Below are 14,857 nucleotides of genomic sequence, written 5' to 3'. Positions count from 1 at the left end.
TGCACCTATGAATAGTGCCAATATTCAACATATTTTTTCCATTGCAACTCCCACCGAATTTGAATTGTTGGCATTGAAAGTCTTTGGGTTTCAATTCAAAAACAATCCCGTTTACCAGACCTTCTGCAAACACTTGGGAAAATCCCCTTCCAATGTTCTTCATGTTGATGAAATTCCATTTTTGCCCATAGAATTTTTCAAAACGCATAAAATAGTCTCTTCACCTAAAAAACCTGATGCAATTTTTGAAAGTAGTGGAACTACTGCGGGAAATACCAGCAAACATCACGTAACGGATATTGAATTATATCGACAGAGTTACAATAAAGGGTTTGCCTCATTTTATGGGCCAATTGAAGAATACTGCGTTTTGGCCTTGCTACCTTCTTATTTAGAACGAGAGGGCTCTTCATTGGTATATATGGTAAATGACCTTGTGGCCAGGTCCAAACATCCGGATAGTGGGTTTTATTTATATGATTTGAAGACGCTACGTGAAAAGTTGGCACAATTGGAAAAGCAGCGAACAAAAACCTTATTGATTGGAGTTTCTTTCGCACTTTTGGATCTGGCGGAGCAGCATCCCATGAATTTGAAACACACCATTATTATGGAAACTGGCGGCATGAAAGGAAGACGTAAAGAATTGATTCGGGAAGAATTGCATTTCATCCTTAAAAATGCTTTCGGTGTTTCCAAAATCCATTCTGAATACGGAATGACAGAATTGTTGTCACAGGCCTACTCCTCAGGCGATGGTTTGTTCAAATGCCCGCCTTGGATGGAAGTTATGACACGCAATACCGAAGATCCTCTTTCCATTCAACCCCATGGAAAAACCGGTGGCATAAACGTTATTGATCTGGCCAATGTATACTCTTGTTCTTTTATTGCCACTCAAGATTTAGGAAAAACCCATAAAAATGGAACTTTTGAAATTTTAGGAAGGTTTGATCATTCTGACATTAGGGGGTGCAACTTAATGGCACTTTAATTTTTGTCATACCTCAAATTAATCTCATCATCTGCAATATCTGGATTGTCCACAAAAATGAGTTCCATTGAGTTTGCACTTATATTATAAATGTATTGCCTCCCATTTATGATTATAGTATTGCCATTATTTGCAAAGGTGTAGGTTCCTGACTCAGCTACAAACCAAGTATCATCCGAGTTTTCTACAATAACCCTTTGCTCAGAGCTATCAAACATTAGCTTATGACCAGTAAAATCAAAGTCCTCGCCAAAACCACAAAAACAACTTGCCCTATTTAAGACCCATGTTCCATTCAATGCTGCATCCACAACATAATCATCATCAGAGGAACAACTATTCAGCATTATAAGTAAGACGAAAAGAAAACCCGCTTTTTTCATATAACAAAAGAATTGATTCACCCTATAGATGAGCGGCTATGTCAAAAGTTGCGCAAATTAATCCACTACCAATACAAAGTAGTTTTTCTTTCCGCGTTGCAATAGCACAAACTTATTGTTGATCAAATCATCTTCGGAAATGAGGTAATCTTCCTTTACTTTCTGTTTGTTTACAGAAATGGAATTCTGCTTAAGCTCCCTTCTGGCCTCTCCGTTGGACCCCAAAAAACCTGTTTTAGCGGCCAGAGCCCCGATCATATCCAAGCCTGGACTTAATTCGTCCTTGGACACTTGTGATTGAGGTACTCCTTCAAATACGTCCAAAAAGGTCTTTTCGTCCAATTGTTTTAAATCTTCGGAAGTAGACTTTCCAAAAAGGATATTACTCGCCTTGATCGCATTTTCCAAATCAGCCTTAGAATGGACAGTAGTAGTAATTTCTTCTGCCAATCGTTTTTGCAATGCTCTTAAATGTGGTTCTTTTTTGTGTGCAGCTACCAAGTTTTCAACTTCTTCTTGGGTAAGGAATGTAAAAATCTTGATGTATTTTTCAGCATCTTCATCAGACGTATTCAACCAATACTGGTAGAATTTATAGGGTGAGGTTCTTTCCGCGTCCAACCAAACATTTCCACCTTCGGTCTTTCCAAATTTAGTGCCATCGGCCTTGGTAATCAAAGGACAGGTCAATGCAAAACCTTTACCCCCTCCAATGCGTCTAATAAGCTCGGTTCCCGTGGTAATATTTCCCCATTGGTCGCTTCCGCCCATCTGAAGGGTACAGTTATGATTCTGAAATAGGTATAGAAAATCGTACCCCTGTACCAACTGATAGGTAAACTCTGTAAAGGACATCCCTTCTTTGGCATCTGAAGAAAGCCGTTTTTTAACGGAATCCTTGGCCATCATATAGTTAACGGTAATATGCTTTCCCACATCCCTAATAAAATCCAAGAACGAGAAATCCCGCATCCAGTCATAATTGTTCACCAAAACCGCTGCATTTTCTGCATCGCTTTCAAAGTCCAAAAAACGACTTAACTGTTCTTTTATAGCTTCTTGATTGTGTCGAAGTGTCTTTTCATCCAAAAGATTACGCTCTGCCGATTTTCCAGATGGGTCACCGATCATTCCGGTAGCTCCACCAACCAGTGCAAAAGGTTTATGGCCCGCCAATTGAAAGTGTCTGAGCATCATTACACTTACCAAATGCCCAATATGCAAAGAATCTGCCGTAGGATCAATGCCAACATAAGCTGCTTGCATGCTTTCCATTAAGTGTTCTTCAGCTCCAGGCATGATATCGTGAATCATTCCCCTCCATTGCAGTTCTTGCACAAAATTCTTTGTCATGGTAATCTTTTAGAATAGCTGCAAATATAAAATGAAGTTCTTACATCACTGAATAAATCCAATACAAATGGTACTTTTACGATATGATTTTGGTTACCGGAGGTACAGGCTTGATAGGTTCGCATTTGTTGTTTCATTTGGTTAAAAGTGGAAAAAGTGTCAAAGCATCCTATAGGGATAAAGATACCATTAACAAGGTTTCCAAGATTTTTGGTTATTATTCTGAAAATCCATCCGCCTTATTGGGCAAAATTGAGTGGGTACAGGCTGACATTTTGGACATTGGAGCCTTTCATGCTCTTTTTAAGGATGTTGAATATGTCTACCATTGTGCCGCATTGATTTCTTTTGATCCAAAGGATTATCAGCGTCTTGTAAAAATCAACATTGAAGGCACCGCAAACATTGTCAACCTTTGCTTGGAGTATCACATCAAAAAACTTTGCTATGTAAGTACCATTGCGGCAATTGGACCAAGTCCCAAAGGCAGCGAAGCAACCGAAGAAAATGAATGGAGTGATTCCAATGTTTCAGTTTATGGGCTTACCAAACACGATGCCGAACTGGAAGTTTGGCGAGGTTCCCAGGAAGGTTTGCCCGTAGTGGTCGTAAATCCAGGTGTGGTTTTAGGTCCTGGTTTTTGGAATTCGGGCAGCGGAACTTTTTTTAAGTATGCCTCAAAAGAAAAAAAATCCTTTATTCCCGGCGGAACAGGGTTTGTTACCATAAACGATGTGGTCAATGCAATGGTCATGCTCATGGAATCCCAAATAGTGCGCGAACGGTTTATTTTGGTCAATAAAAATCTGACCTATAAAGAGATATTCCACAAAATTGCAACCGGACTTGGTGTAGAACCGCCCAATAAAAAAATACCATTCTGGTTACTTGAATGTCTCTGGAGAATGGACTGGCTCCGAAGTAAATTGAGGGGAAAAAGAAGAAGACTCACCAAAAATATGGCCAAGGGTTTATATCGTCAGGAAATTTATAGTAATCAAAAAATTAAAAGTGCTCTTAATTTTGAATTTGGAGATTTGGATGCAATGATAGATTATTGTTGTGCAAAATTTAAAGATTAAGCATCCGGACCATTCTTTTTATTGGCCCTGGCTTTGGTTACGGAGTCGTTTTTCCGTTCACGAACCTTTCTTATACTATCATTTCTCTTTTGGGCTTTCCCTTCCATAGCATTTTTCTTGCGCTCAAGAATGGACTCCACTTTTTCGTAGATTTCCTGATATTCCAATGGAATGGAGGCGTAGTACAAATCGCTCTGCGAAAATTGAACACTATCTATTTGGTATTTCTTATAGAGAAACTCCATAATATCTATATCATTATTGTCCAATGCAGCCTTATAGGATGACTTGGTGGCGTTGAGCACCGCCAAATCATGCAGAACCAAGACCATTTTTTCTTTTGGAATAAGATTTTCTGGCTCTTTTATCACTTTCTCACCGCAAGAGAACAATAGCATTCCAACAAAGATCAATATCGCCTTTCTCATTTTTATCTATTGAAAGTAAGCCTTTTGGCTTTTTTATCTTTTGCAAAACTTCCTTGGTCATATGCCAAATGACCGTTTATGAAAGTACGCACCACTTGGGAATCAAATGTAACACCTTCAAACGGCGACCATCCACATTTATAGAAAATATTATCCTTTTTAACCTCAATTTGGGAATCTCGGTTCACCTGTACCAAATCGGCATAATACCCTTCCTTAATAAAGCCTCTCCTATCCAAATCGAAGAGCTTTGCTGGATTATGACACATTTTCTCAACAGCCTTTTCCAAAGTTATTTTTCCTTCTTTCTCTTTCTGGAGCATAGCTTGCAACGCATGTTGTACCAATGGCCCACCTGATGGCGCCTTGGTGTATGGGTTATCTTTCTCTTCCATGGTGTGGGGCGCATGATCTGTAGCGATTACATCAATGCGATCATCCAACAACGCTTCCCACAGCTTTTCCCGATCTCCTTTTGTCTTTACCGCTGGGTTCCATTTGATCAACGTTCCCTTTTTCTCATAATCCTCATCAGAAAACCAAAGATGATGTATACATACTTCGGATGTAATCTTCTTTTCTTCCAAAGGAACCGCATTTGTGAACAGGTCGGTTTCAATTCCTGTTGAAACATGGAAAACATGGAGTCTTGCACCCGTTTTTTTCGCTAGGGCAATGGCTTTTGACGAAGAAAGATAGCATGCTTCCTCGCTTCTGATAACAGGATGGAACTTTATGGGAATGGCATCTCCATATTGGTGTTGGTACTTGGCCATGTTGGCCCTAATGGTAGCTTCATCCTCACAATGCGCAGAGATAACCATTTCCGTACTTCGAAAAATCTTTTCCAGAACAACCTCATCATCCACCAACATATTACCGGTAGAAGATCCTAAAAACAACTTCACCCCGGAGCATGCATTTTTATCCAGTTTTTTTAACTCCTCAAGATTGTCGTTGGTCCCTCCAAAAAGAAAGGAATAGTTGATATAGGAATCCTTTGCCGCTATGGAAAACTTCTCCTCCAGTTTTTGTATAGTGGTAGTCTGTGGATTGGTATTGGGCTGCTCCATAAAAGTGGTTATCCCACCAGCTAGAGCCGCCCTACTTTCAGTGCCAATGGTTCCTTTATGGGTGAGTCCTGGCTCCCTAAAATGAACTTGGTCATCAATAACTCCCGGTAACAGCAAATCTCCTTTTATGTCGATTACCCTGGCATTGGTATCCGAGATGTCGCTATCCAATCGCTCTATAAAATCCCCGTCCAAAAGCGCGTCCGTTTCAAAAATCTTACCCTCATTGACGGCTTTGGCGTTTTTTATTATGGTTTTTGGCATCTAAAATCTCTTTTTGAAAAATATACTTCTAAACTTCATTGCAATCACCCCAAAAATTGCTTCCCTTATGATTGCCGAGTTCATTTTTGATTTCCCATTTATCCGATCCGTAAAAATTATGGAAACCTCCTCTATGTTATACCCTTTGAGATAAGCTCGAAACTTCATTTCTATTTGAAAGGCATAACCAATAAATCGCACCGAATCCAAATCTATGTTCTCAAGAACTTCTCTTTTATAACAAACAAAACCTGCCGTTGGATCATGAACTTTCATACCTGTGATGAATTTTACATAGAATGACGCACCATAAGACAACAAAATTCTAAAAAGTGGCCAGTTCACCACATTCACCCCCTTCTTATAACGCGACCCTACCGCAACATCGGCATTGTTTAAACATGCTCTATGCAATCTGGATAAATCCGCCGGACGATGTGAAAAATCGGCATCCATCTCAAAAATATATTCATAATCTCTTTGCAGTGCCCATTTAAAACCATGGATGTAAGCGGTTCCCAAACCTGATTTTTCCTTACGTACTTCAAGAAATAATCGGTCTGGAAATTGTTCTTGTAAGCTTCTTACATTTTCTGCTGTGCCATCCGGTGAATTATCATCAACAACAAGAATGTGAAAATCTTTCTTTAGGTCAAAAACCGTTTTTATAATGGCCTCAATGTTTTCAATTTCATTGAAAGTGGGTATAATGACTAAACCATCTGGCATTCGAACAAGATTAGAGGGCAAAAATACGGTTTTCTATCGTGCGTTTACAAATTGTTGTGTGTATTACCGTACAGCTTGTTATTCAATATTTGTAACTTTGGAACCTATAAAATGCATTTGATGACCCAAAAGTTTCCCAGACTTTTTCTCATTCTTCTGGCTACCCTTTTTGTACTGAATCTTGTTCAAAGTTATTTTACGGAACTAATTTACGATGAGGCCTATTATTGGTATTATGCCCAAAACTTGGATTGGGGGTATTTTGACCATCCACCCATGGTGGCGTTTTTAATTGAAATCAGCAGTTGGTTTTTTAATGGTGAGCTTGGCGTCAGGTTTATGAGCTGCGTACTTTCTGTGGGCACATATATGATTTTATGGTTGTTAATTGACAACCCCAAGAAAAAAGATTACGTACTGCACTTTTTCCTTTTGATGTTCTCAATGACCCTAATGAATGCGTATGGGTTCTTAACGCTTCCCGATACGCCACTTCTGTTTTTCACGGCACTTTTTCTATTGCTTTACAAGCGTTTTTTGGAAAACCCTACGCTTTGGGTCTCTGTTTTTATGGGCATGGTAATGGCGGCCCTTATGTATAGTAAGTATCATGCTGTGTTGGTCATCTTATTTGTTCTTCTTTCCAATATTAAGATTGTAAGGGACTGGAAGGCTTGGTTAGCTGTTGTGATTGCTTTAATCTGCTACACTCCTCATTTTTTATGGTTGTATCAGCATGATTTTGTATCCATAAAATATCATTTGTATGAACGGCCCAATCAGGCATATTCATTCACAAAATTTACTTTAGGATATTTTGTAAACCTCATCGCTATTTTTGGATTACTTTTTTATTGGGTTTACTTGTCACTTTATAAAGCCAAGGCTTCTGACAAATTTTCAAAAGCTTTGTTGTTTTTGACCTATGGGTTTTTACTGTTCTTCTTTGTTTCAAGTTTCAACCGAAGAGTACAAACACAATGGATCATTATTGTTTCCATTCCAATGGCCATTATTGCTTTTAACCATCTTCTTGAGAATGCAAAAAGTAGAAAATGGATGTACCGGATGGGTATTGCCAGTTTGATCATCTTGCTATATGCTCGTGCGTGGTTGGTGTATCAACCTTTACTTCCTAAATTATATGAAACCCACGGAAACAAAGAATGGGTAGCTTCACTAAATTCAAAAGCGGGTGATATTCCCATAGTCTTTGAAAACTCCTATCGTAGGGCACCCATGTATGAGTTCTATTCTGGAAATCCTGCTTTTTCCCTTAATAATCATATGTATCGGAAGAACCAATATTCCATAGACGGATCGGAAGAACGTGTAAGAGGTGAAAAAGTATTGTACTCCTCCAAATATAGAAACGCTGGTGATATTTCCTATAAACATCCGGACAGCACTATTTTTTATGGTGCTTTTATGGAGGGTTTTCAATCTTATCGTAAACTACAATGCATCGTGGAGAAAACCGAAGATGCCTTTCAATATAATTTAAAAGTTTACAATCCATACGGATTTGATATTCCACTGGAGCAACTTAAATACACAATCGCATATTCCAACAAGTACAAACAGGTAAAAGAGCTAAAATCTTTAAGGGTTCAAGCTATACAACTTAATCAGCTAATGCTCAAATCCCGGGATACGGCTTTTTTTAATTTTCAATTGCCTATACCCAAAATGGAAAATCCGGGTTATTTTAGGGTTGGGATATCGGAACACGATTTACTTCCCGGGTTAAATGGCAAACCCATAAAAATTAACGAATGAACCCAATTTACAAAGTTGCGAATGCTGTGGACTGGATAACGGTTGTGCTCTTTTTTAGCATGGTTGTGCTGGCTTTGGGAAAATATCTGTTTCAAGGGAGGTTTTTGAACTTTCTAATATTGCCCTTCAACAACAGATATGTGGTACTCTACAATAAAAAGGGTCAATTATTAAATTGGTTCCATATCCTCTTGACTATTTTCCAACTGGTTAATCTATCCCTTTTTATCTTTTTGATCCAAAAGGGTTTATTGGCCTCGCCTGCCGAATCTTCAATTACAGTGTTTTTTACGATCATGGGGGTTTTGATTCTTTTTCAGATGGTAAAACTACTCCTCCAATATACAAAGGGCTTTGTTTTTAATACTCTGGATCTTGTTTCTGAACTGATGTTCAATAAAATCTCCTATCTCAACTATAGCAGTCTCATAATGTTCATAAGTAATATTATTCTTGTATACATTTTTGAAGACTCAAAGATTGTAATTTATACTGCTTTAATCTTAATTGTTTCCATTAATCTTATTGGTGTGGCAAAGCTGTTGAAGAACCATCAAAAAGCCATAATTTCTTACTTTTTATATTTTATTTTGTACCTTTGCACACTCGAAATTGCACCCCTAGTGATAGTTGGAAGCTATCTAAAAGATTGAAAGCTTATGAAAGTAAAAACAATTTTGGTTTCCCAACCTGAACCCAAAATCGAAAATTCCCCCTATTCACGCTTGATTGAAAAAGAGAAGGTAAAAGTGGATTTTAGGCCATTTATCCATGTAGAAGGAGTAGCGGCAAAAAGTGTGAGGCAGCAAAAGATTGATTTGAACAATTTTACTGCCATTGTCCTCACCAGTAGAAACTCTGTGGATCATTTCTTTCGAATTGCGGAAGAAATGCGTTTTAAAGTACCGGATACCATGAAGTATTTCTGTCAGTCAGAAGCGGTAGCTTATTATTTGCAGAAATATGTGGTTTATAGAAAGCGAAAAATCTATGTAGGTAAACGAACCTTTAATGAATTGGTTCCGCTTATTAAAAAATATAAGGACGAGAAGTTTCTGCTCCCCTCCTCCGATACCTTAAAAGCGTTGGTTCCCCAAGCGTTGGATGAACTTGGTGTTGACTGGAAACGAGGTATTTTCTATAAAACCGTGATAAGTGATCTATCCGATCTTAGAGAAGTGACTTATGACGTTCTGGTTTTCTTTAGCCCTTCAGGAATTGAATCGTTATTGAAGAATTTCCCTGATTTTGAACAAAATGGAACACGCATAGCGGTGTTTGGCAACAGTACGGTAAAAGCAGCAACTGAAGCTGGACTTCGAATTGATATTCAGGCTCCAACTCCTGAAACACCTTCTATGACCATGGCGCTTCAAAAATATATCACCAGCGTTAACAAATAATCTTTACTTATTATATAAAAAAGGCCCGATTCAATGAATCGGGCCTTTTTGTTTTAGAAAGCGTATCGTTGCGGGCCTCCTCGCCTGATTTCCTCGCTGGCGTAAGCTTCATACTTTTTAAAGTTTTCCCTAAATGCATTGGTCAACTTGAATGCCGTGGTATAATAAGCTTCATCGTCATTCCAAGTTGCTCTGGGGCTTAACACACTGGTAGGCACTCCAGGACATTCCCTGGGCTGAGCAACTCCAAACACTGAATGTATGTGGTATTTGTCATAGTTGTACAGTCCCAATTCACCACTCAGTGCCGCACTGATCATGGCTCGGGTATATTTTAATTCCATCCGCTTGCCCACACCATAGGGACCTCCGGTCCAACCCGTATTGATCAACCATACATCCACACCAGATTCCTGCATTTTATTGCTCAACATTTCTGCATAGGTCGCAGGGTGCAAGGGCATAAAAGGTGCTCCAAAACAGGCCGAGAATGAAGGTTGAGGCTCAACAACTCCTGCCTCAGTACCCGCTACTTTTGCCGTATAACCTGAAATAAAGTGGTATGCTGCCTGAGCAGGTGTCAATTTGGAAATAGGAGGCAGCACTCCAAAAGCATCCGCTGTAAGGAAAAATATATTCTTTACGTTTTTACCAATAGAAGGTTGCTGAATATTATCAATATGATAAATAGGATAACTTACCCTAGTATTTTGCGTGACGGACGTATCGGCAAAATCTACCACTCCTTGTCCATCCATAATTACATTCTCCAGAATGGCTCCCTTTTTAATAGCTCCGTAAATCTCAGGTTCCTTCTCTTTTGAAAGGTCAATCACTTTGGCATAACATCCTCCTTCAAAATTAAAAACCGAATTATCTGCAGTCCACCCATGTTCGTCATCCCCAATCAATTTTCGGTCAGGGTCAGTGGAAAGTGTTGTTTTTCCCGTTCCTGAAAGTCCAAAGAAAATTGCCGTATCGCCACTTTCACCAACATTAGCTGAACAGTGCATTGGCAAAGTGTTTTTGAACACAGGAAGAATAAAATTCAACGCTGAGAAAATTCCTTTTTTAATTTCACCGGTATAGCCGGTACCCCCAACCAATGCAATTTTTCTTGAAAAATTTAAGATGGCAAAGTTATGCTGGCGTGTACCATCTACTTCGGCATCTGCCATAAATCCAGGGGCATTAATAACCGTCCATTCTGGGTCAAACCCCTCCAGTTCTTGTTCGGTTGGCCTTAAAAACATATTATGAGCAAACATATTGGACCATGGATACTCATTTACAACCCTAATATTCAACTTATAGGCCGGGTCGGCGCAGGCGTAGCAATCCCGCACAAACAATTCCTTTTCATTCAGATAGGCAATAACCTTATCATACAGCTTGTCAAATTTTTTAGGCTCAAAGGGTATGTTAATGTTCCCCCACCATACTTTGTCCTTGGTAATCTCATCTTCCACAATAAAGCGGTCCATTGGAGATCTTCCAGTAAACTCTCCGGTATTTACGGCCAAAGCCCCAGATGAGGCTTCCTTTCCCATATCCTTTTCAATAGTAACCCCGTGTAGATCATCAGAAGAAAGCTGATAATGTATTCGATTATGATTGATTCCATAAGAATCCAACGAAATCGATTTCGTAGTTGAATTAGGCGTATTCATTAAGTTAATTTTAAGTTGGTACAAAACTAGAAAATCTAGCCAGACCCACCTTGAAATATTGCCTATTTATGCGATTTATTCGTCAAAATATAATAGCCGAAGAAAATCCATCCCACAATTAAGATTGTACCGCCAATGGGTGTAATGAAACCAATCTTTTTAAAATCGAATGTAGTCAGTTCATTTAGTGCCAATGCATAGATGGAAAACGAAAATAAAACCACTCCTATCCATATCAATCGAAAAACAGTTTTTTTTCTGTTAATAGTCATTCCGTCCCACATTCCCAAAAGAAGCAAAAAAAGCGCATGGTACATTTGGTATCGAACGCCTGTTTCAAAGGAATCTAAAGCGCTTTGCTCAACCACCTTTTCAAGCCCATGAGCGCCAAAAGCGCCAAGGATAATTGCCAATAATCCAAAGATAGTTGCAGTCAATAAAATTGTTTTGTTCATAACTTTGTATTCTATTTTTTTTAGGAATATAACAATTTGATACTTTAGTGTCCGTTTTAATCAAAAGTAAACAAAACCCATGGTTCGCACTATTTTGGTTCTTGGAGCGGGAAAATCCACTTCCTATTTGTTGGATTATATCCTTGAAAATTCTGAAAAGGAACATCTTCAGATGGTCATTGGTGACCTCCATCCAGAAAATATTCCTCAAGATGTTTCCTCACATCCCAATTGCAATGTGGTTGCATTGGATATTTTCAATGACGAAGAAAGAAGAAGGTTAATCGAATCCTCTTCCATTGTGGTTTCTATGCTCCCACCAAGGTTGCATATTAAGATCGCCCAAGATTGCGTCCATTATAAAAAACATTTGGTCACAGCGTCTTACATCAGTGATGAAATTGCCGCGTTGGATAAAGAAGCAAAGAAAAATGGCCTGGTTTTTATGAATGAGATCGGGCTGGATCCTGGCATAGACCATATGAGTGCCATGGAAATTATTGACCGTATACGTGATGAAGGTGGAAAAATGTTGCTTTTTGAATCGTTCACTGGTGGTTTGGTGGCTCCCGTCCATGATACCAACCTTTGGAACTACAAATTCACTTGGAACCCACGAAATGTGGTTTTGGCCGGCCAAGGCGGTGCCGCCAAATTTATACAGGAGGGTACTTATAAATATATTCCATATCAAAAGTTGTTTAGACGGACGGAGCTGGTGGACATTGAAGGTTATGGTTCCTTTGAAGTATACGCCAACCGTGATTCCTTAAAATATACAGAGGCTTATGGACTTCAAGATGCATTGACCCTATACCGTGGAACCATGAGAAGGGTTGGTTTTTCCAAGGCATGGCATGTGTTTGTAATGCTTGGCATGACAGATGACAGTTATGTACTAGAAAATTCAGAGGGAATGTCTTATCGTGACTTTGTTAACCTGTTCTTGCCCTATTCGCCAACGGATTCTGTTGAACTTAAATTGAGACACTATCTCAAAATAGATCAAGATGATATAAGATGGGGCAAACTATTGGAACTGGATCTTTTTAACCCTTCCAAAAAAATTCCTCTTAAAAATGCCACCCCTGCCCAAATGCTGCAATACATTTTGGAAGATAGCTGGACCTTAAAAAAGGACGAAAAGGACATGATCGTAATGTACCACAAGTTTGGTTTCGAGATCAATGGCAAGAAAAAACAGATTGATGCCAATATGGTGGTTCTGGGCGAAAATCAAAGTCATACAGCCATGGCCAAAACAGTTGGCCTGCCGGTTGCTATGGCCACCCTTCAAATTTTAAACAAAAAAATCGCTACACCTGGAGTGCAAATTCCAATAAATAAAGAGGTCTACAAGTCCATTCTTTCAGAATTAAAGTCTTATGGAATAACCTTCAAGGAATATGAAGTTCCCTATTTGGGTTACAATCCAGATTCTATAGGAAATTAATCATTTTTGGTTTTTTGGTATCTTTAGCTTCAATTTTGAAGCTTTTCTATGAAAAACACTAACACTTCTGTCAAAATTGATGGAATTGACAAAAAAATACTTAGGTATTTAATGGAAGATGCCCGTAGGCCTATTCTTGAGATTGCCAGAAACATTGGTATTTCGGGGGCGGCTATCCACCAGCGTTTACGAAAACTGGAAAATTCAGGGTTGTTATCCGGTTCAAAGTTTATCATTAACCCTAAAGTATTGGGCTATACCACCATGGCCTATATTGGTATTTTTCTGGACAAGGCCATGTCCAATCCCCAAGCAGTGAAGGAGCTTGAAAAAATTCCTGAAGTGCTGGAATGCCATTACACCACGGGAAATTGGTCCATATTGATCAAAGTGCTTTGTAAGGATAATGAACACTTGATGCACGTGCTCAACAAACGTATCCAACAAATTGAAGGTGTTTCCAGAACAGAGACTTTTATTTCTTTACACCAACAGATCGATCGTCAGATTTCCATTTAGTTATAAATACATCTCGACTGCGCTCGATGTGACACATCAATACAACAATTAAAAAAACCTGTTTGAATTGTTCCAAACAGGTTTTGTATTTTCTTACAGGTGGAGTTTAATCTCTCCCTCCAAAAACCTGGAAGGCCCAATAGACCAACGAGGCGAGGGCACCCAATGCTGCCACCAAATAGGTTCTTGCTGCCCATTTTAAGGCATCTTCTGCACCGGCATATTCCTCTTGGCTTACCATATTCTTTTGTTTTAACCATGCCAAAGCCCTGTTGCTGGCATCGTATTCCACAGGTAATGTGATAAAGCTAAAAACGGTAGCCAACCCCATCATCACCAATCCGGCAACGGCGATATAAAATCCAAATCCCACTCCAGCTGCCGCACCGAGCATCAATCCACCAAAAACTATCCATGTGGACATTCCTGAGGTCACACTCACCACAGGCACCAATTTAGATCGCATGGTCAACCATTCATAGGCTTGGGCATGTTGTACGGCATGTCCCACTTCGTGAGCGGCAACAGCCGCAGCGGAAGCATTGCGTTGACTGTATACTCCCTCGCTAAGGTTAACTGTTTTGTTTTTAGGGTTGTAATGATCCGTGAGCATTCCTGGAGTCGAAATCACCTTTACATCTCGAATCCCATGATCATCCAACATCTTTTGGGCAATTTCAGCCCCACTCATACCATTGCGAAGATGTACTTTGGAATAATGCTTGAACTTACTTTTTAATCTACTGCTCACCAACCAACTGATTAGAGCAATTCCACCGATCAATATATAGTATGTCATCATAACTTTCGTGTTTTAATTCATATAAATATACCAACAATACAACAAAAATCTAGCCATTGTAAAATCAGTCATTTTTACTGACAATTTGTACATAAAAGAAACAGGTTACCTTGAACAAGTCTTCGCTAAAGCTAAAAATATGAGGTAAGATTATTTATACTTGATTTTTAGAACAAGCATAAACAAGACCAAAAGTCCCGTTACGGCATTGGCTAAAATTATGGCCAAACTATCATATTGAATTCCATAATACAGCCAGAGGAACGTTCCCAACAAGAATACCAAATACATGGTTAAGGAAATGTCTTTTGTAGACTTGTCCTTCCAAGTTTTATACACCTGAGGTACAAATGAACTTGTAGTCAGTGTGGCAGCAACAAGGCCAATAATCTCAAGGGTTTCCATGGCAACGAATTTATATGGTCATACCGAGCCTTACGAAGTATGTCTCATTTGTATAAACGCTCCGG

At 39.1% G+C, this 14,857-nt stretch carries 16 protein-coding genes; 7 read left to right on the top strand and 9 right to left on the bottom strand.

Annotated elements, in window-relative coordinates:
• Nucleotides 1-7: 7 nt before the first annotated feature.
• Entirely contained in the window at nt 8-994 is a 987-nt protein-coding gene (locus ACOQO1_RS16045) for an acyl transferase (protein ID WP_420604340.1), read from the top strand.
• Here ACOQO1_RS16045 and ACOQO1_RS16040 read toward each other — a convergent pair.
• Entirely contained in the window at nt 991-1,377 is a 387-nt protein-coding gene (locus tag ACOQO1_RS16040; protein ID WP_420603898.1) for a hypothetical protein, read from the bottom strand. The two genes, ACOQO1_RS16045 and ACOQO1_RS16040, sit on opposite strands and share 4 nt — an antisense overlap.
• Before the next feature lie 57 nt (nt 1,378-1,434).
• Nucleotides 1,435-2,730 carry a tyrosine--tRNA ligase gene (tyrS, locus tag ACOQO1_RS16035; RefSeq protein WP_420603897.1) on the bottom strand — a complete coding sequence of 432 codons (1,296 nt, stop codon included), beginning with the start codon at nt 2,728-2,730 and terminating at the stop codon, nt 1,435-1,437.
• Nucleotides 2,731-2,813: 83 nt separating this feature from the next.
• Here tyrS and ACOQO1_RS16030 point away from each other — a divergent pair, with 83 nt between their 5' ends.
• Entirely contained in the window at nt 2,814-3,812 is a 999-nt protein-coding gene (locus ACOQO1_RS16030) for an NAD-dependent epimerase/dehydratase family protein (RefSeq protein WP_420603896.1), read from the top strand.
• Here ACOQO1_RS16030 and ACOQO1_RS16025 read toward each other — a convergent pair.
• From ACOQO1_RS16025 to ACOQO1_RS16015, 3 genes are read right to left on the bottom strand one after another with little or no spacing between them, the layout of a single operon-like run.
• A complete protein-coding gene (locus ACOQO1_RS16025) occupies nt 3,809-4,240 on the bottom strand; it encodes a DUF4296 domain-containing protein (protein ID WP_420603895.1) in 432 nt (143 codons plus the stop codon). The two genes, ACOQO1_RS16030 and ACOQO1_RS16025, sit on opposite strands and share 4 nt — an antisense overlap.
• Before the next feature lie 2 nt (nt 4,241-4,242).
• Entirely contained in the window at nt 4,243-5,577 is a 1,335-nt protein-coding gene (locus tag ACOQO1_RS16020; protein ID WP_420603894.1) for a dihydroorotase, read from the bottom strand.
• Nucleotides 5,578-6,306, bottom strand: coding sequence for a polyprenol monophosphomannose synthase (locus ACOQO1_RS16015; protein ID WP_420603893.1), 729 nt, complete (start codon nt 6,304-6,306; stop codon nt 5,578-5,580). It abuts the gene before it with no gap.
• 120 nt (nt 6,307-6,426) lie between these two features.
• On the opposite strand from ACOQO1_RS16015, the gene ACOQO1_RS16010 reads away from it, so the two are divergent.
• The 3 genes from ACOQO1_RS16010 to ACOQO1_RS16000 are packed head-to-tail and all read left to right on the top strand — an operon-like array spanning nt 6,427 to nt 9,488.
• On the top strand, nt 6,427-8,085 hold the full coding sequence (locus ACOQO1_RS16010; protein WP_420603892.1) for an ArnT family glycosyltransferase: 1,659 nt from the start codon (nt 6,427-6,429) through the stop codon (nt 8,083-8,085).
• Entirely contained in the window at nt 8,082-8,738 is a 657-nt protein-coding gene (locus tag ACOQO1_RS16005; protein ID WP_420603891.1) for a DUF4271 domain-containing protein, read from the top strand. The genes ACOQO1_RS16010 and ACOQO1_RS16005 overlap by 4 nt, the downstream gene beginning before the upstream one ends.
• Before the next feature lie 6 nt (nt 8,739-8,744).
• Nucleotides 8,745-9,488: a uroporphyrinogen-III synthase gene (locus tag ACOQO1_RS16000; protein WP_420603890.1), complete on the top strand. Its 744-nt coding sequence runs from the start codon at nt 8,745-8,747 to the stop codon at nt 9,486-9,488.
• A gap of 53 nt (nt 9,489-9,541) precedes the next feature.
• Here ACOQO1_RS16000 and pckA read toward each other — a convergent pair whose 3' ends face one another.
• Complete coding sequence (gene pckA, locus ACOQO1_RS15995) at nt 9,542-11,158, bottom strand: phosphoenolpyruvate carboxykinase (ATP) (RefSeq protein ID WP_420603889.1); 1,617 nt, start codon at nt 11,156-11,158, stop codon at nt 9,542-9,544.
• Nucleotides 11,159-11,220: 62 nt separating this feature from the next.
• A complete protein-coding gene (locus ACOQO1_RS15990) occupies nt 11,221-11,613 on the bottom strand; it encodes a DUF423 domain-containing protein (protein WP_420603888.1) in 393 nt (130 codons plus the stop codon).
• A gap of 79 nt (nt 11,614-11,692) precedes the next feature.
• Between ACOQO1_RS15990 and ACOQO1_RS15985 the strand changes: the two genes are divergently transcribed.
• Together ACOQO1_RS15985 and ACOQO1_RS15980 are read left to right on the top strand one after the other, a co-directional pair.
• Nucleotides 11,693-13,066 (top strand): saccharopine dehydrogenase family protein, encoded by a 1,374-nt coding sequence (locus ACOQO1_RS15985; RefSeq protein WP_420603887.1) that lies wholly within the window; start codon nt 11,693-11,695, stop codon nt 13,064-13,066.
• Nucleotides 13,067-13,114: 48 nt separating this feature from the next.
• Nucleotides 13,115-13,585 carry an Lrp/AsnC ligand binding domain-containing protein gene (locus tag ACOQO1_RS15980; protein ID WP_420603886.1) on the top strand — a complete coding sequence of 157 codons (471 nt, stop codon included), beginning with the start codon at nt 13,115-13,117 and terminating at the stop codon, nt 13,583-13,585.
• 106 nt (nt 13,586-13,691) lie between these two features.
• On the opposite strand, the gene ACOQO1_RS15975 is transcribed toward ACOQO1_RS15980, so the two are convergent.
• Entirely contained in the window at nt 13,692-14,387 is a 696-nt protein-coding gene (locus ACOQO1_RS15975; protein ID WP_420603885.1) for a zinc metallopeptidase, read from the bottom strand.
• Between the two features lie 150 nt (nt 14,388-14,537).
• Complete coding sequence (locus ACOQO1_RS15970) at nt 14,538-14,792, bottom strand: SemiSWEET family sugar transporter (RefSeq protein WP_420603884.1); 255 nt, start codon at nt 14,790-14,792, stop codon at nt 14,538-14,540.
• Nucleotides 14,793-14,857: the final 65 nt, after the last annotated feature.

The sequence above is a fragment of the Flagellimonas sp. genome (assembly GCF_965222555.1).
Classification (GTDB): domain Bacteria; phylum Bacteroidota; class Bacteroidia; order Flavobacteriales; family Flavobacteriaceae; genus Flagellimonas.
This window is presented reverse-complemented; position numbering and strand designations above follow the sequence as displayed.

What these genes read in the sequence shown, in the direction of transcription:
- ACOQO1_RS16000 (WP_420603890.1), top strand. Translation starts at nt 8,745, where the DNA reads ATGAAAGTAAAAACAATTTTGGTTTCCCAACCTGAACCCAAAATCGAA.
- ACOQO1_RS16030 (WP_420603896.1), top strand. Translation starts at nt 2,814, where the DNA reads ATGATTTTGGTTACCGGAGGTACAGGCTTGATAGGTTCGCATTTGTTG.
- ACOQO1_RS15970 (WP_420603884.1), bottom strand. Translation starts at nt 14,792, where the DNA reads ATGGAAACCCTTGAGATTATTGGCCTTGTTGCTGCCACACTGACTACA.
- tyrS (WP_420603897.1), bottom strand. Translation starts at nt 2,730, where the DNA reads ATGACAAAGAATTTTGTGCAAGAACTGCAATGGAGGGGAATGATTCAC.
- ACOQO1_RS15980 (WP_420603886.1), top strand. Translation starts at nt 13,115, where the DNA reads ATGAAAAACACTAACACTTCTGTCAAAATTGATGGAATTGACAAAAAA.
- ACOQO1_RS16045 (WP_420604340.1), top strand. Translation starts at nt 8, where the DNA reads ATGAATAGTGCCAATATTCAACATATTTTTTCCATTGCAACTCCCACC.
- ACOQO1_RS16015 (WP_420603893.1), bottom strand. Translation starts at nt 6,306, where the DNA reads ATGCCAGATGGTTTAGTCATTATACCCACTTTCAATGAAATTGAAAAC.
- ACOQO1_RS15985 (WP_420603887.1), top strand. Translation starts at nt 11,693, where the DNA reads ATGGTTCGCACTATTTTGGTTCTTGGAGCGGGAAAATCCACTTCCTAT.
- ACOQO1_RS16005 (WP_420603891.1), top strand. Translation starts at nt 8,082, where the DNA reads ATGAACCCAATTTACAAAGTTGCGAATGCTGTGGACTGGATAACGGTT.
- ACOQO1_RS16010 (WP_420603892.1), top strand. Translation starts at nt 6,427, where the DNA reads ATGACCCAAAAGTTTCCCAGACTTTTTCTCATTCTTCTGGCTACCCTT.
- ACOQO1_RS16025 (WP_420603895.1), bottom strand. Translation starts at nt 4,240, where the DNA reads ATGAGAAAGGCGATATTGATCTTTGTTGGAATGCTATTGTTCTCTTGC.
- pckA (WP_420603889.1), bottom strand. Translation starts at nt 11,158, where the DNA reads ATGAATACGCCTAATTCAACTACGAAATCGATTTCGTTGGATTCTTAT.
- ACOQO1_RS16020 (WP_420603894.1), bottom strand. Translation starts at nt 5,577, where the DNA reads ATGCCAAAAACCATAATAAAAAACGCCAAAGCCGTCAATGAGGGTAAG.
- ACOQO1_RS15975 (WP_420603885.1), bottom strand. Translation starts at nt 14,387, where the DNA reads ATGATGACATACTATATATTGATCGGTGGAATTGCTCTAATCAGTTGG.
- ACOQO1_RS15990 (WP_420603888.1), bottom strand. Translation starts at nt 11,613, where the DNA reads ATGAACAAAACAATTTTATTGACTGCAACTATCTTTGGATTATTGGCA.
- ACOQO1_RS16040 (WP_420603898.1), bottom strand. Translation starts at nt 1,377, where the DNA reads ATGAAAAAAGCGGGTTTTCTTTTCGTCTTACTTATAATGCTGAATAGT.